At 62.5% G+C, this 19420-nt stretch carries 21 protein-coding genes and 5 tRNA genes; 19 read left to right on the plus strand and 7 right to left on the minus strand.

Annotated features, from left to right (window positions below; genetic code table 11):
* Window positions 1–139 precede the first annotated feature (139 nt).
* The 6 genes from VFB18_RS06365 to VFB18_RS06390 all read left to right on the plus strand — a co-directional run bounded on the left by VFB18_RS06365 (window position 140) and on the right by VFB18_RS06390 (window position 2781).
* Complete coding sequence (locus tag VFB18_RS06365) at window positions 140–712, plus strand: cold-shock protein (RefSeq protein ID WP_324972408.1); 573 nt, start codon at window positions 140–142, stop codon at window positions 710–712.
* A 62-nt stretch (window positions 713–774) separates the two neighbouring features.
* Complete coding sequence (locus VFB18_RS06370; RefSeq protein WP_324972410.1) at window positions 775–1188, plus strand: DUF192 domain-containing protein; 414 nt, start codon at window positions 775–777, stop codon at window positions 1186–1188.
* A gap of 186 nt (window positions 1189–1374) precedes the next feature.
* A tRNA-Pro gene (locus VFB18_RS06375) sits at window positions 1375–1451 on the plus strand.
* 30 nt (window positions 1452–1481) lie between these two features.
* A complete protein-coding gene (locus VFB18_RS06380) occupies window positions 1482–1787 on the plus strand; it encodes an ETC complex I subunit (protein WP_324972464.1) in 306 nt (101 codons plus the stop codon).
* A 30-nt stretch (window positions 1788–1817) separates the two neighbouring features.
* Window positions 1818–1893 (plus strand) — tRNA-Arg (locus VFB18_RS06385).
* Window positions 1894–1920: 27 nt separating this feature from the next.
* Complete coding sequence (locus tag VFB18_RS06390) at window positions 1921–2781, plus strand: hypothetical protein (RefSeq protein WP_324972412.1); 861 nt, start codon at window positions 1921–1923, stop codon at window positions 2779–2781.
* A gap of 9 nt (window positions 2782–2790) precedes the next feature.
* Here VFB18_RS06390 and VFB18_RS06395 read toward each other — a convergent pair whose 3' ends face one another.
* The 6 genes from VFB18_RS06395 to VFB18_RS06420 all read right to left on the minus strand — a co-directional run bounded on the left by VFB18_RS06395 (window position 2791) and on the right by VFB18_RS06420 (window position 7865).
* Window positions 2791–3582, minus strand: coding sequence for an SDR family NAD(P)-dependent oxidoreductase (locus tag VFB18_RS06395; RefSeq protein WP_324972415.1), 792 nt, complete (start codon window positions 3580–3582; stop codon window positions 2791–2793).
* Window positions 3583–3605: 23 nt separating this feature from the next.
* The gene (gene metC, locus VFB18_RS06400) at window positions 3606–4781 is read right to left on the minus strand and encodes a cystathionine beta-lyase (RefSeq protein WP_324972418.1); all 1176 of its coding nucleotides are present in this window, start codon (window positions 4779–4781) and stop codon (window positions 3606–3608) included.
* A gap of 42 nt (window positions 4782–4823) precedes the next feature.
* Window positions 4824–5654 carry a 3-mercaptopyruvate sulfurtransferase gene (gene sseA, locus VFB18_RS06405; protein WP_324972420.1) on the minus strand — a complete coding sequence of 277 codons (831 nt, stop codon included), beginning with the start codon at window positions 5652–5654 and terminating at the stop codon, window positions 4824–4826.
* 33 nt (window positions 5655–5687) lie between these two features.
* Complete coding sequence (locus tag VFB18_RS06410; RefSeq protein WP_324972423.1) at window positions 5688–6722, minus strand: cysteine synthase A; 1035 nt, start codon at window positions 6720–6722, stop codon at window positions 5688–5690.
* A gap of 173 nt (window positions 6723–6895) precedes the next feature.
* Window positions 6896–7204 carry a hypothetical protein gene (locus VFB18_RS06415; protein WP_324972427.1) on the minus strand — a complete coding sequence of 103 codons (309 nt, stop codon included), beginning with the start codon at window positions 7202–7204 and terminating at the stop codon, window positions 6896–6898.
* Between the two features lie 22 nt (window positions 7205–7226).
* The gene (locus VFB18_RS06420; protein ID WP_324972430.1) at window positions 7227–7865 is read right to left on the minus strand and encodes a FecR family protein; all 639 of its coding nucleotides are present in this window, start codon (window positions 7863–7865) and stop codon (window positions 7227–7229) included.
* 192 nt (window positions 7866–8057) lie between these two features.
* Here VFB18_RS06420 and VFB18_RS06425 point away from each other — a divergent pair.
* The 6 genes from VFB18_RS06425 to VFB18_RS06450 all read left to right on the plus strand — a co-directional run bounded on the left by VFB18_RS06425 (window position 8058) and on the right by VFB18_RS06450 (window position 15231).
* A tRNA-Leu gene (locus VFB18_RS06425) sits at window positions 8058–8142 on the plus strand.
* 90 nt (window positions 8143–8232) lie between these two features.
* Window positions 8233–9681 (plus strand): trigger factor, encoded by a 1449-nt coding sequence (tig, locus tag VFB18_RS06430; protein ID WP_324972433.1) that lies wholly within the window; start codon window positions 8233–8235, stop codon window positions 9679–9681.
* 152 nt (window positions 9682–9833) lie between these two features.
* A complete protein-coding gene (gene clpP, locus VFB18_RS06435; RefSeq protein ID WP_324972436.1) occupies window positions 9834–10484 on the plus strand; it encodes an ATP-dependent Clp endopeptidase proteolytic subunit ClpP in 651 nt (216 codons plus the stop codon).
* Between the two features lie 317 nt (window positions 10485–10801).
* Entirely contained in the window at window positions 10802–12067 is a 1266-nt protein-coding gene (clpX, locus tag VFB18_RS06440; RefSeq protein ID WP_324972439.1) for an ATP-dependent Clp protease ATP-binding subunit ClpX, read from the plus strand.
* Window positions 12068–12328: 261 nt separating this feature from the next.
* On the plus strand, window positions 12329–14752 hold the full coding sequence (gene lon / locus VFB18_RS06445) for an endopeptidase La (RefSeq protein WP_324972442.1): 2424 nt from the start codon (window positions 12329–12331) through the stop codon (window positions 14750–14752).
* A 203-nt stretch (window positions 14753–14955) separates the two neighbouring features.
* Window positions 14956–15231: an HU family DNA-binding protein gene (locus tag VFB18_RS06450; protein ID WP_324972445.1), complete on the plus strand. Its 276-nt coding sequence runs from the start codon at window positions 14956–14958 to the stop codon at window positions 15229–15231.
* 60 nt (window positions 15232–15291) lie between these two features.
* Here the strand turns inward: VFB18_RS06450 and VFB18_RS06455 are convergent, their stop codons facing one another.
* Window positions 15292–15663: a hypothetical protein gene (locus VFB18_RS06455; RefSeq protein WP_324972448.1), complete on the minus strand. Its 372-nt coding sequence runs from the start codon at window positions 15661–15663 to the stop codon at window positions 15292–15294.
* Window positions 15664–15733: 70 nt separating this feature from the next.
* On the opposite strand from VFB18_RS06455, the gene VFB18_RS06460 reads away from it, so the two are divergent.
* From VFB18_RS06460 to VFB18_RS06490, 7 genes are all read left to right on the plus strand, one after another.
* A tRNA-Val gene (locus VFB18_RS06460) sits at window positions 15734–15809 on the plus strand.
* Window positions 15810–15928: 119 nt separating this feature from the next.
* A tRNA-Asp gene (locus VFB18_RS06465) sits at window positions 15929–16005 on the plus strand.
* A gap of 42 nt (window positions 16006–16047) precedes the next feature.
* Window positions 16048–16413 (plus strand): NADH-quinone oxidoreductase subunit A, encoded by a 366-nt coding sequence (locus VFB18_RS06470; RefSeq protein WP_324972450.1) that lies wholly within the window; start codon window positions 16048–16050, stop codon window positions 16411–16413.
* A complete protein-coding gene (locus tag VFB18_RS06475) occupies window positions 16404–16961 on the plus strand; it encodes a NuoB/complex I 20 kDa subunit family protein (protein ID WP_414675658.1) in 558 nt (185 codons plus the stop codon). The genes VFB18_RS06470 and VFB18_RS06475 overlap by 10 nt, the downstream gene beginning before the upstream one ends.
* Window positions 16962–16985: 24 nt before the next feature.
* Window positions 16986–17612, plus strand: coding sequence for an NADH-quinone oxidoreductase subunit C (locus VFB18_RS06480; RefSeq protein ID WP_324972452.1), 627 nt, complete (start codon window positions 16986–16988; stop codon window positions 17610–17612).
* Window positions 17609–18046, plus strand: coding sequence for a thioesterase family protein (locus VFB18_RS06485; RefSeq protein ID WP_324972455.1), 438 nt, complete (start codon window positions 17609–17611; stop codon window positions 18044–18046). Before VFB18_RS06480 ends, VFB18_RS06485 begins: the two co-directional genes overlap by 4 nt.
* Window positions 18047–18054: 8 nt before the next feature.
* Complete coding sequence (locus VFB18_RS06490; protein WP_324972458.1) at window positions 18055–19272, plus strand: NADH-quinone oxidoreductase subunit D; 1218 nt, start codon at window positions 18055–18057, stop codon at window positions 19270–19272.
* Window positions 19273–19420: the final 148 nt, after the last annotated feature.

Genomic DNA, 19420 nt, shown 5'->3' on the forward strand with positions numbered 1-19420 from the left:
GAATTGTGGAGAAGGAAGAACGCTTTGGAAAATTCCTCTGGCTCCGCAGAGCGGCGATGCTATCTTCGCCAATGAGTGATGCAGTCGATTCGTTGTGGGGCGTCGGTCGACTGTCTGAAGTTAAGCGGGGGAATGCGGCATGGGGGCGAAAGAACCGCCACGTATAGAGGGCCATACCCAACGCGACGAGGAAGCCACAGTTGATGTGTTCGAAGTGTCAGGGTCGATCAAGTGGTTCGATGCGTCAAAGGGTTATGGTTTTATAGTACCGGACGAAGACCTTCCCGACGTTCTCCTCCACGTGACGTGCCTTCGCCGCGATGGCTACCAAACCGCCTACGAGGGCGCGCGCGTGGTTTGCGAAGTGCTGCGCCGGCCGAAGGGCTTGCAAGCCTTCCGTATTCGCGCGATGGACGATTCGACGGCGGTGCTTCCCTCACAATTGCCGCACCGGACCCATGTCGTGGTCGAGCCGGAGAGCGACTGGGAGCGGGCGACGGTGAAATGGTTCAACCGCTTGCGGGGCTTCGGATTCCTGACCCGCGGATCGCAAACGCTCGACATCTTCGTGCACATGGAGACGTTGCGGCGTTGCGGCTTCACCGAGCTCCGTCCGGGCCAGTCGGTTCTGGTGCGCTACGGCCGGGGACCAAAGGGCCTCATGGCTGCGGAGTTGAAGCCCGAGGGCACGCCCGTTCCGTCCGCCCACTGAACCTCGCCAGTAGGGTGTTGCCGCGTCGAAATACCGCTGCCGCACTGCTGTTTGCGTTCACGATGCTCGCCGGCACAACGGCGGGCATCGCCGCCGGAACCGGCACGATCGTCCTCAAGACAGCGACCGGGGATCACAGCTTCAACATCGAGGTGATGGTGAGCGACCAGGAGCGCGCGCTCGGGCTGATGTTCCGCCGCTCGCTGCCGGAGAACAGCGGTATGCTGTTTATCTACGACCCGCCGCAACAGGCGACGATGTGGATGAAGAATACGTTCATCCCGCTCGACATGGTCTTCATCTCCCCCGACTCGCGTGTGCGACGCATCGAGTCGCATGCCGAGCCGTTCTCGGAGACGCTCATCCCTTCGGAGGGAGAGGTGGTCGCGGTGTTGGAGCTGAACGCGGGGGAAGCCGAGAAGATCGGGCTGAAGCAGGGCGACAAGGTGATCTACCCCGGGCTTGCCAAGAAATAGCTGCCGATTGCGTCGCCGCCCCGCAACGGCCGGTATCCAGACATTAAGCCGTTCATGCTGGACTATGGCATCCGCCGGAGCGGCGGAGGCACCCCGAGAGAGGCTAGCCTATCGCCGCTCGGCGAATTATGTATGTCGCCAAAGCCGCTAGGCGCTTTGCTTAGCAGCCAGCCATCGACCGGTCATCGGGGCATAGCGCAGTCTGGTAGCGCACCTGCTTTGGGAGCAGGGGGTCGCAAGTTCGAATCTTGCTGCCCCGACCACCGCTCGAAGGCTACATCGTCGAGGAGTTCATGACCGCCCGTATCTACAAGCCCGCCCGGACCGCGATGCAGCAGGGGAGAGCGCTCACCCGCGAGTGGGTGCTCGAATTCGTGCCCGACGAGCCGCGCACCATCGAGCCGTTGATGGGTTGGACGAGTTCGGCCGACACGCGCCCCCAGGTGCGCATGACTTTTGCCAACAAGGAGGAAGCGATCGCCTACGCCACGCGCCAGGGGATCGCCTTTCGTCTCGAGGAGCCGCGCGAGGCGGAGATCAGACCGAAGTCTTACGCCGAGAATTTCAAGTTCGGCCGTATCGACCGCTGGACGCACTGACACGAGTTTCGGCTATAGTCGCGCCCGACCGGTCCCGTAGCTCAAGGGATAGAGCATCTGCCTTCTAAGCAGAGGGTTCAAGGTTCGAATCCTTGCGGGACCGCCATTTGCTGCGCGCCGAGGTGCACCAAAAATGCGCTCCCTCGTTCTGCTCATCGCTTCGCTCTTCTTCTTTTGCGCTGAGGCCCAAGCCGCTCCCAAGCTCCTATGGGAGACGAAGGGCCTGGCCCAGCCCGAATCGGTCGTGGTCGACCCCGCGACCGGCGCGATCTATGTCAGCAACATCGTGGGCGCCGTCATGCAGAAGGATGGCAACGGCTTCATCGCCAAGCTGAGCGGCGAAGGCAAGATCGTGACCCGGCAATGGGTCAAGGGGCTCGATGCGCCGACCGGTCTCGCCCTTTACGACCGCACGCTCTACGTCGCCGACATCGACCAGCTCATCGCGATCAACGCGGCCTCCGGCGAGATCGTCAAGCGCTATCCAGCGAAGGGCGCGACTTTCCTCAATGACGTCGCGGTCGATGCCGAGGGTACGGTCTATGTCTCCGACACGCCGACCAACACCATCTGGCGCTTGAAGGATGGGAGCTTCGAGCCCTGGCTCGCCAACGACAAGCTGAACGGCCCCAACGGACTTCTCGTGCAGGGCGACGCTCTTATCGTCGCCTCGCTCGGCAAGATCCCGAGCGTCGGCCAGAAGCAGGAGCTCGCCGGTCTTTCCGTCGTCTCTCTCAAGGATCAGTCGGTAGCCCCGCTCGGAAACGGCAAGCCGATTGGCAATCTCGACGGCCTCGCTCTGTTGCAGCCTGGCGTCTTCCTCGTCACCGATTGGGCCGCCGGCGCTCTCTACCGCGTCGACTCCAAGGGCAAGGCCGAGCTCCTGATCGACCTCAACCAGGGCAGCGCCGACCTCGCCTATCTCCCTGACAAGAAGGTCGCCCTCATCCCGATGATGCTCGACAACTCCCTCGTGGCCTATCGGCTCGAATAACCAAAAAGACTAGACGATGCTGCGCACGACGCCGCCGTCAACCCTGAGCGCGGCGCCGGTGATCGCGGAGGAACCCTCTCCGGCGAGGAACACGACGAGGTTGGCAACTTCATCCGATTCGGCAAAGCGGCGGATGAGCGAGGAGGGGCGCATGGTTCGCAAGAATTCCGCCTCGACTTGGGCCTGGTCGGTATTGTGCTCCGCCGCCACCTTGGCGAGGAAATCGACCACGCCGTCGGACCTCGTCGGACCCGGGAGCACGGCGTTCGCCGTGACGCCGGTCCCCGCGACGCTCTCGGCAATGCCGCGCGACAGCGCAAGCTGCGCCGTCTTGGTGAGCCCGTAATGCACCATCTCAGCTGGGATCTGCACGCCGGATTCGCTCGAGACGAAGATGATGCGTCCCCAGTTTCTCCGCAGCATCGAGGGGAGGAGCGCCCGCGATAGTCTTACCCCGCTCATCACATTGAGCTCGAAGAAGCGGAACCAATCCTGATCCGAAATTTCGAGGAACGGCTCGGGCTCGAAGATGCCGACGTTGTTGATGAGGATGTCGATTCGTCCCGCGCGCTCGAGCAATCGGTTGACCCCCTCCGCGCTCGAAAGATCGGCGGCGATCCCGGTCGCGCTTGATCCGATCTCCGAGGTGATGCGCCTGACCGCCTCGACAACCTTGTCCTCGGTCCGTCCGTTGATGATGACCTCGGCTCGTTCGCGGGCGAGTCCGCGCGCAATCGCAAAGCCGATGCCTGCGGTCGAACCGGTCACGAGCGCCCGCTTGCCGCGAAGCTTCAGATCCATGCTTCGGTCTCCCGTTCGGGCCGCTAGCGGTGATGGGCAAGCCGCGCGAAGCCTGCGTCGAGGTCGGCCTTCAGATCTTCGACATCTTCGAGGCCCACATGCAGCCGCACCGCTTGACCTTCCACCTGCCATTTGGTCGCAGTGCGGTAGTCGCGCGGATCGAAGGGCAAGATCAGGCTTTCGAAGCCGCCCCAGGAATACCCCATGCCGAACAAGGTCAATCCGTCGAGCATTGCGGCAAGAGCGGAATGGGACACTGGCTTCAGCACAAAGGCGAAGAGACCCGAGGCGCCGGTAAAATCGCGCCGCCAGAGCTGATGACCGGGGTGCGAGGGAAGCGCGGGATGCAGCACGCGTTCGACCTCGGGCCTCGTCTCCAGCCATTTCGCTAGCTCGATTGCCGATTGCTGCTGGCGGGCGAGCCTTACCCCCAGGGTGCGCAAGCCCCGCAGGCCGAGATAGACGTCTTCGGGTCCTGGGCAAAGCCCGAGATCCTCGTGCACCTTCTCGACCGCGCGCGCGACCTTCTCGCTGGCGGTAATGGCGCCGAGCATCGCGTCGGCATGTCCGACGATATATTTGGTGGCCGCCTGGACCGAGACGTCGACGCCGTGGCCGAACGGCTTGAAGTAGAGCGGCGTCGCCCAGGTATTGTCCATGATGAGGACGGCGCCCGCCTCGTGCGCCGCTCCGGCTATGGTCGGAATGTCTTGCACCTCGAAGGTCTGAGAGCCGGGAGATTCCGCAAACACGACCGTGGTCTTGTCGCTGAGGAGGTCTTTGATCCCGCCGCCGACCAAAGGATCGTAATAGGTGGTCTTGACGCCGAGCCGCTTCAGCACGTGATCGCAGAAACGGCGCGTCGGACGGTAGACGCTGTCCGAAACGAGGATTTCGTCCCCGGCCGAGACGAAGGCAAGGAGCGAGGTCGCGATGGCGGTGAGCCCCGACGGGGTAAGCAGCGTGCGCTTGCCGCCCTCAAGTTCCGCGATCGCCTCTTCGAGCGCCTTGATTGTCGGCGTGCCGAGCCGCCCATAGGTGAACTCCTGCTCGTTCGCCTCGAGACTCGCGAGCGTGGGGAAGAGGACGGTGGAACCGCGATAGATCGGCGTATTGACGAAGCCGTGATAACGCTGCGGCTCCCGGCCCGCATGCGCCACGCGTGTGTCAGCCTTTTGCTTCCTGGTCCGTTTGCTCATCGGCTTCAGCGAGGCGCGGGGACGCGCATTGGCGCGCAGCCCTTAGCTCGTCTCGATCGGTAGGCTTTGGTCAGCACCCCACTCGGACCACGATCCGTCATAGACCGAGGTCCGCCGGTGCCCGATCTCGGTCAGGGCGAGCGCAAGCACGCTCGCGGTAATACCGGAGCCGCAGCTCGCCACCACCGGCTTGCCGAGATCGACGCCGGCTTCCTCGAAGAGCTGCTCGATTTCGCGGGGAGGCCGCAACGTTCCGTCCTTGGCGAGCAATTTCGAATAGGGAAGATTATGGGCGCCGGGGATATGGCCCGAGCGAAGCCCCGGCCGCGGTTCCGGTGATCTGCCGGCAAAACGGTCCGGCGAGCGGGCGTCGACGATCTCCGCCGAGCGATCCTTGAGCAACGCCTTCATGTCCGAGAGATCGCGCACGAGATCGGCGTTACGTCGCGCCGTGAAGTGCCGCGGTGTCCGCGGTGAGGGCTCTCCACTCTCGAGCGGACGCCCCTCCCGCTTCCATTTCGGCAAGCCACCATTGAGAACGCTCACGTCCAGCGCGCCCATGACGCGGAACGTCCACCAGACCCGCGCGGCGCTGAACAACCCCGCCGAATCATAGACCACGATGCGCGACCCGTCCCCGATTCCCATGCTGCGCATGCGCGAGGAGAACTTTTCAGGCGAAGGAAGCATATGCGGCAGCGGACTCTTGGTGTCGGCGATCTCGTCGATGTCGAAGAACAGCGCGCCGGGGATGTGCTCGGCGAGATATTCGGCGCGAGCGTCGCGACCCTCGCTCGGCATGTGCCAGGAGGCATCGAGAATGACCAGATCGGGCGCATGAAGCTCGCGGGCGAGCTCTTCGGTCTCAGTCAAGGATGTCTGCGTCTTCAACAAATCTAGTCTCTCCTAAACGAATACCTTGGGCACCGCCGCCTGCCTCTGATCGAGCCAAGGCGGAACTGGCAGCCCCTTTTCACGCAGGAATTTGGGGTTGAACAGCCGGCTTTGGTAGCGCGTACCGTAATCGCAAAGTACCGTGACGATGGTATGGCCGGGGCCCATCTCTTTGGCGAGCCGGATCGCCCCCGCCACGTTGATCCCGCTCGAGCCGCCAAGGCAAAGCCCTTCCTCGCTCAGGAGGCCGAAGATGATGGGCAGCGCCTCCCGATCGGGGATTTGATAGGCCTCGTCGATCACGGCGCCTTCCAGATTTTTGGTGATACGTCCCTGGCCGATGCCCTCGGTGATCGAGCTTCCTTCCGCCTTGAGCTCGCCATGCTTGTAATAGTTGTAGAGGGCGGCGCCCAGGGGGTCGGCGAGCCCGATGACGACGCCGGGGTTGTGCTCCTTGAGCCCCATCGAGACGCCGGCGAGCGTGCCGCCGGTTCCGACCGCGCAAATGAAACCGTCGACCTTGCCGTCGAGCGCCGTCCAAATCTCCTGGGCTGTCGTCTCGACGTGGCCTTGGCGGTTGGCCACATTGTCAAACTGGTTGGCCCAGACGGCGCCGTTCGGCTCCGAGCGGGCAAGCTCCTCGGCGAGGCGCCCGGAATACTTCACGTAGTTGTTGGGGTCCTTGTAGGGAACGGCCGGAACTTCGATCAGCTCTGCTCCGCTGAGCCGAAGCATCTGCTTCTTCTCGTCCGACTGTGTCTCGGGGATGACGATGACGGTCTTCAGCCCCAGTGCGTTGCCGACCAGGGCAAGTCCAATGCCGGTATTGCCGGCGGTGCCTTCGACCACCGTGCCGCCGGGCTGCAGTTTGCCCGCGTTGAGCGCATCGCGGATGATAAAGAGGGCGGCGCGGTCCTTCACCGACTGGCCGGGGTTCATGAACTCTGCCTTGCCCAGGATGAGGCAGCCGGTCTCTTCAGATGCGCGCTTGAGCTTGATCAGCGGTGTGTTGCCGATCGCCTCGATGATACCGTTGCGGTAGGACACTTGGAGCGTGACCTTGTTAAGATTCGACTGGGCAACCTAATGAGCCCTCGCCAGGGCCGCAAGCCAAGGGAATCGCCTAAGGCAGGCGAAACTGGTGCATTTTTGCGCGAACGCCGGACATCTAGGGCCGGCGTTGCCTTTTCTTGGCGCAAATCCTGCCCTGCGTTGCCGCATCAGGGCCCTTCGGCCGAGCCGAGCCGAGCTTTGATGAGGTCGCAGCGGTCGCTGAGGACCTTGATGGCATCGCCGCGGAAATAGCGCGAGACCGGGTTCTTGGCGAGACCGGAAACTCGCTCGCAATCGCTCGTTAGCTTTGTCTTGATGGCGGCAAGCTCGTCCGGCGACATGGCGTTTAGCTGCTCCTCCGAGGGAAGGCGGCCCGCGATCGCAGCCACATTGTTCAGGGTGGTGAGATAGCTCCAGGCGATAAAGAGTCCTGCAAGCAGAACGACGATCGCCAATGGCAGGCCAATCTTCGTCATCGGCTGAGCCCTTTCCTCGAGATTAGCGCAAGGTCACGGTCGCGATCGCGCGGGCGACCTTGGCCTGAGGCCAGATCGTCGGTGCGCCCGGCGGCTCCTCGGCCGACCTGAGACTCGAACCCTGGCTCGGTTGCGACAGCGTCACGCTTCCAGCCTCGTTCGAGACGACGACTTCACCCTCGAGGAGAAACACCCCATATGTCGCATCGATCGGGCCTCCCCAGAACTCGGTGCCCCGCACCGCGAGATTTGCGAACGGCGTTGAGACCGTAATCGACTTCTGCTTCAAGGCCTTGATGCGCCCGGTAACGAAGCGGAAGGCGCCCCGCGCGGTGCGCAGCGCGGTCTCTCCGGTTCCGTTGTCGGGATCATACACATAGCGGTCGATGACGATGCTTGCCTTCTCGCCGAGAGTAAGCTCGGTGTCGTCGCGGAAGACGACCTTGATGCGGCCGTTCTCTCCGGTGCGAAGCTCGTCCTTGAGACGGACGGGCGTGCCGACATAGGCGGGTCTCGCCGCCGAGGCCACGACGATCGAGGCCTCGTTCTCGACCTTCTCGATCACGCCGACTTGCGCGAGCTCTTCCTCGGCGGCTGAGCCGGCGGAGGGTGCAACAAGCGGCAGAACGCAAAGCGCACAGTAAAAGAGGGGAGCTCGCATCGTGAATCTCTTGGGGAAGTGGCGATCTAGCCCCGGCATAGCGGGCCGGGATCATAGACGAGAGGCACGGAAGGCAGTAGAGGAGACGGGTGCAGGTCCGGGTTTGGCGCCTTGTGGGCTAGCAGCCGAGGACTCCGCTGTGATATAGGCCGCGAGGTCGAAGGCCGGCGCGGGAAGCCGCGCGATCCTCAAGCGGGCGTGGTGAAACTGGTAGACACGCCAGATTTAGGTTCTGGTGGCTTCGGCCGTGGGGGTTCAAGTCCCTCCGCCCGCACCAGACACCCTCGTTGGGCCAGCTTTCGCCGGGATGGCTTGGAGAAACGGAAGGCGCCGTAGGCGGCGCGGAACTTATGGTGGATCAGACGGCATGAACGTCACGGAAGCGAGTGCGGACGGGCTGCGCCGCAAATTGAAGGTGGTTATCGGCGCCGACGAGCTCGAGCGCCGCCTGTCGGCGCGGCTCGATGAGCTCAAGGGGCGGGCGAGGCTCAAGGGCTTCCGGCCGGGCCGCGTGCCGAAGGACCATCTCCGCAAGGTCTATGGCCGCTCGGTGATGGCCGAGGTGCTGCAGCAGGCAGTCGCCGAGTCGAGCCGCGAGGCCATTTCCCAACGCGACGAGCGTCCCGCCTTCCAGCCGACCGTCGTCCTTCCTGAGGACCAGGCCGAGATCGACAAGATCTTCTCCGGCGCGAGCGATCTTGCTTACACGCTCTCTTTCGAGGTCATGCCCAAGATCGAGACGATGGATTTCACCAAGATCGCGCTCGAAAAACCGGTCGCTCCGGTGACCGAGCAGGATATCGAGAAGGCCATCGACCGCCTCCGCGCCGCCAATCTTCGCTATCAGCCGAAAGACGGGCCGGCCGAGAACGGCGACCGCCTGGTTATCGATTTCGTGGGCAAAATCGATGGCGAGGCCTTCCCCGGCGGCTCGACGGAGGATGCCCCGATCCTCCTCGGCAGCGGCAATTTCATCCCTGGCTTCGAGGAGGGTCTCCTCGGCGCCAAAGCCGGTGATGAGCGCGAGGTCGAGGCGACCTTCCCCGCGGAGTACCAGGAGGCGAGTCTCGCCGGCAAGACCGCGAAGTTCGAGGTCAAGGTCAAGGAGGTCGGCGCTCCCGAGACCCCGCCGCTCGATGAGGACTTCGCCAAGGGGCTGGGCCTCGACTCCGTCGATGCCCTTCGCGACATGGTCAAGAAGCGGCTCGAGCAGGACCGCGCGGTGGCTTCGCGGCAGAAGCTGAAGCGGGCGCTCCTCGACGCGCTGAACGAAGGCCACCACTTCGAGCTTCCGCCGACCCTCGTCGACAACGAATTCAACGCGATCTGGCACCAGGTCACGGCCGATCTGGAGCGCACCAAGCGCTCCTTCGCCGACGAAGGCACGACCGAGGAGAAGGCGCGGGCGGACTATCGCGAAATCGCCGCCCGCCGCGTGCGGCTTGGGTTAGTGCTGTCCGAGGTCGGACAGCGGAGCCAGATCCAGGTCACCGACGACGAGGTGAGCCGTGCGCTGCTCGAGCGCGTCAGGCAGTTCCCCGGACAGGAGCGCAAGGTCTACGATTATTACCGCAACAATCCGCAGCTCCTCGCCGAGCTCCGCGCCCCGATCTTCGAGGACAAGGTCGTCGACTACATTCTCGAGCTTGCCAAGATCGCCGAACGCCAAGTGACCCCCGAGGAGCTGTACGCCGATCCCGACGAGGACCACGACCATCACCACGGCCATGACCACGACCACCATGACCACGACCACCATGATCATGCCCACCACCATCATGAGTATGACCACGATCACGGGCATAAGCATAAATAGGGCTGAAGGGAGTATCCGACGCTCCACCCCCCTTCCGCTTGCGCCATCGACCCCATATGTAGGAGGCTAGCGTCAGAGAATCGCGTCCCCCGCCAGTTAGACCAAACGCTGAGGGCGCTAGAGGACCGCGTCTAGCCCGTGGAACCAGTAAGATGACAAGTCCGGCCGAAATCTACATGAACACGCTCGTTCCCATGGTGGTCGAACAGACCAACCGCGGTGAGCGCGCCTACGACATCTATTCGCGCCTGCTCAAGGAGCGCATCATCTTCGTCACCGGCCCGATCGAGGACCACGTGGCCTCGCTGATCACGGCGCAGCTTCTCTTCCTCGAAGCCGAGAACCCGAAAAAAGAGATCTCGATGTACATCAACTCGCCGGGAGGCGTGGTGACGTCCGGCATGGCGATTTACGACACCATGCAGTTCATCAGACCGCCGGTCGCGACCCTGTGCATCGGTCAAGCGGCCTCGATGGGCTCGCTGCTCCTTGCCGCTGGCGAGAAGGGCATGCGCTATGCGCTCCCCAATTCGCGAATTATGCTGCACCAGCCCTCGGGCGGCTTCCAGGGCCAGGCGAGCGACATCGAGCGCCACGCCGAGGACATCATCAAGATGAAGCGCCGGCTGAATGAGATCTATGTCCGCTGCACCGGGCAAGACTACGAAACCATCGAGCGGACCCTCGACCGTGACTATTTCATGTCGGCTGAGGACGCGCGGACCTTTGGTCTCATCGACGAGGTGATCACCAAGCGCCATCCGATCGACGACAAGGTCGAGAAACTGGCCTCGGTCTCTTGAGTCGCCGCAGGCCACCCGATCCTTGGCTCCGGTTTTCGTTAGGGCTAACCGGAGAATTGTGGGCAAATGCCCGGTTGCGTCGGCATAAGGCACGAACTGTGCATGATTTTTCGCCACGCTCGGCATTGTGGACGATCAGGGTGCGGCGGCGATTAATCAATCCTTGATCAGTGCCGCCTTAGCATGCTGAGATTGCACTTCGGGCGGCCTGTCCCGAAAGGAGGGGGCTCACACTTTGCGAGGCGGCAAACAAGAAGGCGGGCGCAACAGCGGAATTCCGCCAAGCGCTTGATAATGACGAAGAACTGGATGAACGAATGAGCAAGGTGAGCGGAACCGACTCGAAGAATACCCTCTACTGCTCTTTCTGCGGCAAGAGTCAGCATGAGGTTCGCAAGCTAATCGCCGGGCCGACGGTATTCATCTGCGATGAATGCGTCGAGCTGTGCATGGATATCATCCGCGAGGAAAACAAATCTTCGCTGGTAAAGTCGCGCGACGGCGTGCCCACCCCGATGGAAATTTGCGCGGTCCTCGATGACTACGTCATCGGCCAGGACTACGCCAAGCGCGTGCTGTCGGTTGCCGTCCACAATCACTACAAGCGGCTGAACCACTCGAGCAAGAACTCCGACGTCGAGCTCGCCAAGTCGAACATCCTCCTGATCGGCCCCACCGGCTGCGGCAAGACGCTGCTCGCGCAGACGCTCGCCCGCATCCTCGACGTGCCGTTCACCATGGCCGACGCCACCACCCTGACCGAAGCCGGCTATGTCGGCGAGGACGTGGAGAACATCATCCTCAAACTCCTCCAGGCTGCCGACTACAACGTCGAGCGGGCGCAGAGGGGCATCGTCTATATCGACGAGGTCGACAAGATCAGTCGGAAATCCGACAATCCGTCGATCACCCGCGACGTGTCGGGCGAGGGCGTCCAGCAGGCGCTGCTCAAGATCATGGAAGGGACGATCGCTTCGGTGCCGCCGCAGGGCGGCCGCAAGCACCCGCAGCAGGAGTTCCTCCAGGTCGACACCACCAACATCCTGTTCGTGTGCGGAGGGGCCTTCGCCGGGCTCGAGAAGATCATCTCTGCGCGCGGCCGGTCGACCTCGATCGGCTTCGGCGCCAAGGTGGAATCGGTCGACGATCGGCGCACCGGCGACATCCTCAAGGGAGTGGAGCCCGAAGATCTGCTGAAATTCGGCTTGATCCCCGAGTTTATCGGCCGCGTCCCGGTCATCGCCACGCTCGATGATCTCGACGAGGAGGCGCTGATGCGCATCCTGACCGAGCCGAAGAACGCCCTCGTCCGCCAGTACCAGCGGTTATTCGAGATGGAAGATGTCCAGCTCACCTTCGCCGAGGAGGCGTTGAAGACCATCGCCAAGAAGGCAATCGATCGCAAGACCGGCGCACGCGGGCTCCGTTCGATCATGGAGGGCATCCTGCTCGACACCATGTTCGAATTGCCCTCGCTCCGCGGCGTCGAGGAGGTCGTGATCTCCTCGGAGGTGGTCGAAGGCAAGGCGCGGCCGCTCAGAATCTACTCCGACCGCCACGAAGAGCTCGGAACGACCGCTTAAACGTGAATTGGCCCCATTCGTGCTTGTAGGATGGGGCGAATCCGCCTCAGAATGGCCGGGAGTCAAGGGCGGCGGCCACTTGAAGCCCTCTCGGCCGGTCGCCACTTACGCAGGCGGAGCGGGTATTTTGCCACAGGTTCGGTACTTTCCTTTACCGTAAACTCTGTGGCGAAGAGAGCTGACCCCTTGGGGGAGGGGATGATAGTGACCACGGCGGAACGCCTCGACGGTTCCGCCTAGCAAGAAAGCGACGGAACTGCCATGACCGACACCAAGCCGTCCATTAGAGAAACCGGGCCGGAGCTCTATCCGGTCCTGCCGCTCCGGGACATTGTCGTTTTCCCCTACATGATCGTGCCGCTGTTCGTGGGACGCGAGAAGTCGATCGCGGCGCTCGAGGAGGTGATGCGGTCGGACAAGCAGATTCTCCTGGTCGCCCAGAAGAACGCTTCCGACGACGATCCCTCGACTGACGCCATCTACAGCATGGGCACGCTCGCCTCGGTGCTTCAGTTGCTCAAGCTGCCCGATGGCACGGTGAAAGTGCTGGTCGAAGGCACGCGTCGCGCCTCGATCAAGCGCTACACCGCCAACGAGAGCTATTTCGAAGCCGAGATCGAGCGCGTGCCTGAGGCCCTTGGCGCCGAGGATGAGATTGAGGCGCTCGCTCGCTCGGTTGTCTCGCAGTTCGAGAGCTACGTTAAGCTCAACAAGAAGATTTCGCCCGAGGTGCTCGGCACCGCGAGCCAGATCGAGGACTATTCCAAGCTCGCCGACACGATTGCCAGCCATCTCGCGGTCAAGATCGCCGAGAAGCAGCAGATTCTCGAGATTACCTCGGTGTCAGAGCGGTTGGAGCGCGTCTTCACCCTGATGGAGAGCGAGATCTCCGTGCTTCAGGTCGAGCGCAAGATCAGGAGCCGCGTGAAGCGTCAGATGGAGAAGACGCAGCGTGAGTACTACCTGAACGAGCAGATGAAGGCGATCCAGAAGGAGCTTGGCGACAGCGAGGAAGGACGCGACGACCTTGCCGAGATCGAGCAGAAGATCGAGAAGACCAAGCTTTCCAAGGAGGCCCGCGAGAAGGCGCTCGGCGAGCTCAAGAAGCTCCGCCAGATGAGCCCGATGTCGGCTGAGGCGACGGTCGTCCGCAATTATCTCGACTGGCTGCTCTCCATCCCGTGGGGCGTGAAGGGCAAGATCAAGCGCGACCTCGACGAGGCCCAGAAGATCCTCGACGAGGATCATTACGGGCTCGAAAAGGTGAAGGACCGCATCGTGGAATATCTCGCGGTGCAGAACCGGACCAATATGCTCAAAGGCCCGATCCTTTGCCTGGTCGGCCCGCCCGGCGTCGGCAAGACCTCGCTCGGCAAGTCGATCGCCCGCGCCACGGGGCGCGAGTTCGTGCGCATGAGCCTTGGCGGCGTCCGCGACGAGGCCGAGATCAGAGGCCACCGCCGCACCTATATCGGCTCGATGCCGGGCAAGGTGATTCAGTCGATGCGGAAGGCGAAGAAGATCAATCCGCTCTTCCTGCTCGACGAGGTTGACAAGATGGGCGCCGATTTTCGCGGCGATCCCGCCTCGGCCTTGCTCGAGGTGCTAGATCCCGAGCAGAACCACACCTTCAACGACCACTATCTTGAGGTCGATTACGACCTCTCGAACGTGATGTTCGTGACCACGGCGAATACGCTCAATATTCCTCCCGCCCTCATGGACCGCATGGAGATCATCCGCATTGCGGGCTACACCGAGGACGAGAAGATGGAGATCGCCCGCCGCCACCTGATCCCGGCCATGACCAAAGCGCACGGGCTCGAGGCCGAGGAGTGGAGCCTGGAGGATGATGCGCTCAAGGAGATCATCCGCCGTTACACGCGCGAGGCGGGCGTCCGCAATCTCGAGCGCGAGATCGCCAAGATCGCGCGGAAGTCGGTCAAGGAACTTTTGACCAGCAAGAAGAAGGCGATCAAGGTCACGACCAAGAACCTCGAAGACTATCTTGGCGTGCCGAAATACCGCTACGGCGAGGCCGAGCTCGAGGACCAGGTCGGCGTCGTCACCGGCCTTGCCTGGACCGAGGTCGGCGGCGAGCTCCTGACCGTTGAAGGCGTGATGATGCCGGGCAAGGGCAAGATGACCGTCACCGGAAATTTGCGCGACGTGATGAAGGAATCGATCCAGGCCGCCAATGCCTATGTGCGGTCGAGGGCCGTCGATTTCGGCATCGAGCCGCCTCTGTTCGAGAAGCGCGACATTCACGTGCACGTCCCGGAGGGCGCAACCCCCAAGGACGGGCCCTCTGCGGGCGTCGCCATGGTGACGGCGATCGTGTCGCTGATGACGGGTATTCCCGTTAAACGCGAGGTGGCCATGACCGGCGAGATCACGCTCAGGGGCCGGGTGCTGCCCATTGGCGGGCTCAAGGAGAAGCTGCTTGCGGCGCTCAGGGCAGGGATCAAGACGGTGATTATCCCTGACGAAAATGCCAAGGATCTCACTGAGATACCGAATGAGCTTAAGAACGCGCTCGACATCCGGACCGTCTCGCGCATGGAGGAGGTGCTGAAGATCGCCTTCACCCGTCCGCCTCAGCCCATCGTCTGGGAGGAAATAAGCGAGGCATCGCAGGTCGTCGCCAAGAAGGACGAGACGCCGGCTGGTGTCACCGCCCATTGAGGGGCAGCGAAATTAACCCTTTCGCGGCCCCCGATTTGCCTCAATTCGATGGTCCGGCTCGGGCTCCGAGTCGGACCATTTTTATTGATTTTCCTGGATTTTTGCGCCAGTCATACACGACTTGTTTGTGAATCGGAGCGTACCCAAACGCCCTTGAGGGCCAAGCCCTCCCGATTGGGGCCCGAGCAAAAGGATGATGACCCGTGAACAAAGCTGAGCTAGTCGCCCAGGTGGCGAAGGAGTCCGATCTGTCGAAGGAGGCAGCCGAGAAGGCCGTCGATGCAACCTTCAAGAACATCGAGAAGGCTTTGAAGGGCGGCGACACCGTTCGTATCGTCGGTTTCGGCAACTTCCAGGTGGCGCAACGCAAGGCCTCGACGGGGCGTAATCCGCGCACCGGCGCCGAGGTGCAGATTCCGGCGTCGCGCGTGCCGAAATTCCGCGCCGGCAAGGCGTTAAAAGAGGCCTGCAACAGCTAGGCTTCTGGCAAAACGATCCTTTCGAGGCGGAGCCTTTGCCTTTTGAGCAAGGCTTCGCCTTCACTGTTTCGGAGGCTTGTTCCACGGGCCGCGCTGGCACAGCAGCACCTCCTCGCCATCGGCATTGTAGAAGCTGACGGTGGGCGGATGACCGCCATTGTAGATGCCGGTTCGCCCATCGAGGGCACCCCCCTTGAACTTGAGCGTCTTACCGGCAACAGTGACCAAGCCGACGACGCCAGAGGCATCGATATACTTGCTGTCCTTTAGGGTAAAATTCTTGAGCGGCTGGGGCGTATTGTAGAACCAGCATTCGTAGGGCCCAGGCGCGACGTTGTTCGCGGCGAGGAGACTGGGCCACCCCGCGGCAAGCATGAAAACGGTGAGATGGACAGGGCGCATGCTGACGATGAGGATGCCTCGCTGCGGCAACGGCGGTTGCGCCAATCCCTAGCCTTGGACCTTCCCGCCTCGGCTACGACAAAGTATCTAAGTGGGCTTAGGGCGGTTAGCTCAGCTGGTAGAGCGCCACGTTTACACCGTGGATGTCGGGAGTTCGAGTCTCTCACCGCCCACCACGCCTCGCCCATAGGGTTGAGTTATGGTAGGGGCTAACAATCGCCGGCCCCGCCTTGACTTGGCGAATCCCAAGCCGTACATGCTCTTTGTCGCCTCTGGCCGCAACGCCGGCCCGTAAGGGGGTGTAGCTCAGTCGGTTAGAGCGCCGGCCTGTCACGCCGGAGGCCGCGGGTTCGAGTCCCGTCACTCCCGCCATTTTGGCCTCCCTTACACGCGGAAAAAGTGGCAAGAACAGCCGTGGGCCAGTTGCTTCAGACATACTTTCCGCTCGTCATCTTCATCGGCATCGCGTTCGTCATCAGCGCGGCACTCTTGGTCTCGCCCTTCCTGATTGCACCGAGCAAGCCCGATCCCGAGAAAGTCTCGACCTACGAATGCGGCTTTGAGGCCTTCGATGACGCGCGCATGAAATTCGACGTGCGTTTCTACCTCGTGTCACTTTTGTTCATTATCTTCGACCTAGAGGTTGCTTTCCTGTTTCCCTGGGCGGTCGCCTTCAAAGAGACTGGCAGCTTCGGCTTCTGGGCGATGATGGTGTTCCTCGCCGTCCTCACCATCGGCTTCATCTACGAGTGGCGGAAAGGGGCTCTCGAATGGGATTGATGCCGGAACCTTATCGCGACAAGGATGGAAGGAGCGGAGGTCTCGTCGGCCCCGGCGCTACGAGCTTCGACGTGTTCTCCGACGAACTCGCCGACAAAGGTTTCCTCACGACCACAGTCGACGAATTGATCAACTGGGCGCGCACGGGCTCGCTCATGTGGATGACTTTTGGGCTCGCCTGCTGTGCCGTGGAGATGATGCAAGCCTCGATGCCCCGATACGACCTCGAGCGCTTCGGCTTCGCGCCGCGCGGCAGCCCGCGCCAGTCCGACGTGATGATCGTGGCCGGCACGCTCTGCAACAAAATGGCGCCGGCCTTGCGTAAGGTCTACGACCAGATGCCCGAGCCGCGCTACGTGATCTCCATGGGGTCCTGCGCCAATGGCGGCGGCTATTACCATTATTCCTACTCGGTGGTTCGCGGCTGCGACCGCATCGTTCCCGTCGACATCTATGTTCCAGGCTGCCCGCCGACGGCCGAAGCGCTCGTCTATGGCGTGCTCCTCCTACAGAAAAAGATCAGGCGGACCGGCACGATCGAGCGCTGAGAACCGTCCTATCCTGGAGCGCTGATGGACGAAGCCCTTAACAAGCTTTCCGGCTACTTGTGCGACCGTCTCGGAGCGAAGCTCTTGGGCGCCGAGGTCGCACTTGGCGAGCTCACCATCGAGATTGCGCGCGACGATCTCATTGAGATCATGACCATCCTCAAAGAGGATTCGCTCTGCCGCTTCGGCTGCCTGATCGACATCTGCGGTGTGGACTTTCCCGACCGTGAGCAGCGCTTCGATGTCGTCTACCATCTGCTCAGTCCATGGCTCAATCAGCGCATCCGCGTGCGCCTCAAGACCGACGAGTCGCACCCTGTGCCGAGCCTTACCGGGCTCTTCCCCGGCGCCGATTGGTACGAGCGCGAGGCCTACGACCTTTACGGCATCCTCTTCGCCGGGCACCCGGACCTGCGCCGCATCCTCACCGATTACGGCTTCCAGGGCCATCCTCTGCGCAAGGATTTCCCTCTGACCGGCTTCGTCGAAGTCAGATACGACGATGAGCTGAAGCGTGTTGTGTACGAGCCGGTGAAGCTGATGCAGGAGTATCGCAGCTTTGATTTCCTGAGCCCATGGGAGGCGATGGACAGCGCCATCCCCGGCGACGAGAAGGCAGGGGTCGCGCGTGAGCGGGACGACAAGTCATGAAACCGACGCTCAAGGCCGGCCTGAAGCATCGCTTCTCCTATGCGGTCCCGTTGACCAAGACGGTGCCGCATCTCTATCGCGAGGCGCCCGAGCTTCAGGCGATGCCCGAGGTGTTCGCGACCGGCTTCATGGTCGGTCTGATGGAGTGGACCTGCGTGCAGCTGCTCGAGCCGCATCTCGACGACGGCGAGGGGAGTCTCGGCACGCATATCGACGTGTCGCACAAATCGGCGACCCCGCCCGGCATGATCGTGACGGTCGACGCCGAGTGCATCGAGGTCAGGGGCCCCCGCGCCAAGTTCAAGGTGAGCGCCCATGACGGCGTCGACGAGATCGGCGCTGGCGTCCATGAGCGCTTCATCGTCTCCTGGGACCGCTTCAAGCGCGGCATCGCCGCCAAGCAGGCCAAAGCCTCGAACAAGGTCAACGCATGATGGCAGAGATGGAGACACATCTAGCCGAGACCGAGAGCGGCAAGCGCGAGGGCGAGGACCGCAAGTTCACCATCAACTTCGGTCCCCAACATCCCGCCGCCCACGGCGTCCTCCGCATGGTGCTCGAACTCGACGGCGAGGTGGTCGAGCGCGTCGATCCCCATATCGGGCTCTTGCACCGCGGCACCGAGAAATTGATCGAGCACAAGACCTATCTTCAGGCGCTCCCCTATTTTGACCGCCTCGATTACGTGGCGCCCATGAACCAGGAGCATGCCTATTCGCTCGCCGTCGAAAAACTCGTGGGCGTTACCGTGCCGAAGCGTGGCCAGCTCATCCGGGTGCTCTATTCGGAGATCGGCCGGCTGCTGTCGCACCTGCTCAATATCACCACGCAGGCGCTCGATGTCGGCGCGCTCACGCCGCCGTTGTGGGGCTTCGAGGAACGCGAGAAGCTGATGGTGTTCTACGAGCGCGCTTCTGGCAGCCGCATGCATGCCGCCTATTTCCGCCCCGGCGGCGTGCACCAGGACCTGCCGCCGGAACTCGTGGACGACATCTACGCCTTCTGCGACCCGTTCCTGAAGGTTTGCGACGACATCGAGGGGCTGCTGACGGACAACCGCATCTTCAAGCAGCGCAACGCCGATATCGGCGTCGTTAAACTCGAGGACGCCTGGGTGCGCGGCTTTTCCGGTGTCATGGTCCGCGGATCCGGCGCTGCCTGGGACTTGCGCAAAGCCCAGCCTTATGAGTGCTACGACGAGCTCGAGTTCGATATTCCCGTGGGCAAGCACGGCGACTGCTACGACCGCTACCTCGTGCGCATGGAGGAAATGCGCCAGTCGGTGCGCATCATGAAGCAGGCTTGCGAGCGGCTGACCACCGAGATCGGCCCCGTGAGCGTGGAGAACCACAAGATGGTGCCGCCGAAGCGGGCCGAAATGAAGAGCTCGATGGAGGCCCTGATCCACCACTTCAAGCTCTACACCGAGGGCTATCACGTGCCCCCCGGCGAAGTTTACGCCGCCGTCGAGGCACCCAAAGGCGAGTTCGGCGTCTATCTTGTCTCGGACGGAAGCAACAAGCCCTATCGCTGCAAGATCAGGGCCCCCGGCTTCCCGCACCTCGCTGCCATGGATTTCCTGTGCACCGGCCATATGCTCGCCGACGTCTCGGCGATTCTCGGCTCGATCGACATCGTGTTCGGGGAGATCGACCGGTGAGGGAACGCGCGTCCGCAACAAAAACACGAGAACAAAGCCGATGAGCGTCCGCCGCCTCGCCGCCAAGCAGCCCGAGTCGTTCGCCTTCACCCCGGAAAATCTCGATTGGGCCAAGGGCCAGATCAGGAAATATCCGGACGGGAAGCAG

Source organism: Methyloceanibacter sp. (assembly GCF_035650995.1).
Lineage (GTDB): Bacteria > Pseudomonadota > Alphaproteobacteria > Rhizobiales > Methyloligellaceae > Methyloceanibacter.

What these genes read in the sequence shown, in the direction of transcription:
- lon (WP_324972442.1), top strand. Translation starts at nt 12,329, where the DNA reads ATGACCGACACCAAGCCGTCCATTAGAGAAACCGGGCCGGAGCTCTAT.
- VFB18_RS06485 (WP_324972455.1), top strand. Translation starts at nt 17,609, where the DNA reads ATGAAACCGACGCTCAAGGCCGGCCTGAAGCATCGCTTCTCCTATGCG.
- clpP (WP_324972436.1), top strand. Translation starts at nt 9,834, where the DNA reads ATGACAAGTCCGGCCGAAATCTACATGAACACGCTCGTTCCCATGGTG.
- VFB18_RS06390 (WP_324972412.1), top strand. Translation starts at nt 1,921, where the DNA reads ATGCGCTCCCTCGTTCTGCTCATCGCTTCGCTCTTCTTCTTTTGCGCT.
- VFB18_RS06420 (WP_324972430.1), bottom strand. Translation starts at nt 7,865, where the DNA reads ATGCGAGCTCCCCTCTTTTACTGTGCGCTTTGCGTTCTGCCGCTTGTT.
- VFB18_RS06490 (WP_324972458.1), top strand. Translation starts at nt 18,055, where the DNA reads ATGGAGACACATCTAGCCGAGACCGAGAGCGGCAAGCGCGAGGGCGAG.
- VFB18_RS06395 (WP_324972415.1), bottom strand. Translation starts at nt 3,582, where the DNA reads ATGGATCTGAAGCTTCGCGGCAAGCGGGCGCTCGTGACCGGTTCGACC.
- VFB18_RS06380 (WP_324972464.1), top strand. Translation starts at nt 1,482, where the DNA reads ATGACCGCCCGTATCTACAAGCCCGCCCGGACCGCGATGCAGCAGGGG.
- VFB18_RS06415 (WP_324972427.1), bottom strand. Translation starts at nt 7,204, where the DNA reads ATGACGAAGATTGGCCTGCCATTGGCGATCGTCGTTCTGCTTGCAGGA.
- tig (WP_324972433.1), top strand. Translation starts at nt 8,233, where the DNA reads ATGAACGTCACGGAAGCGAGTGCGGACGGGCTGCGCCGCAAATTGAAG.
- VFB18_RS06475 (WP_414675658.1), top strand. Translation starts at nt 16,404, where the DNA reads ATGGGATTGATGCCGGAACCTTATCGCGACAAGGATGGAAGGAGCGGA.
- clpX (WP_324972439.1), top strand. Translation starts at nt 10,802, where the DNA reads ATGAGCAAGGTGAGCGGAACCGACTCGAAGAATACCCTCTACTGCTCT.
- metC (WP_324972418.1), bottom strand. Translation starts at nt 4,781, where the DNA reads ATGAGCAAACGGACCAGGAAGCAAAAGGCTGACACACGCGTGGCGCAT.
- VFB18_RS06365 (WP_324972408.1), top strand. Translation starts at nt 140, where the DNA reads ATGGGGGCGAAAGAACCGCCACGTATAGAGGGCCATACCCAACGCGAC.
- VFB18_RS06480 (WP_324972452.1), top strand. Translation starts at nt 16,986, where the DNA reads ATGGACGAAGCCCTTAACAAGCTTTCCGGCTACTTGTGCGACCGTCTC.
- VFB18_RS06370 (WP_324972410.1), top strand. Translation starts at nt 775, where the DNA reads ATGCTCGCCGGCACAACGGCGGGCATCGCCGCCGGAACCGGCACGATC.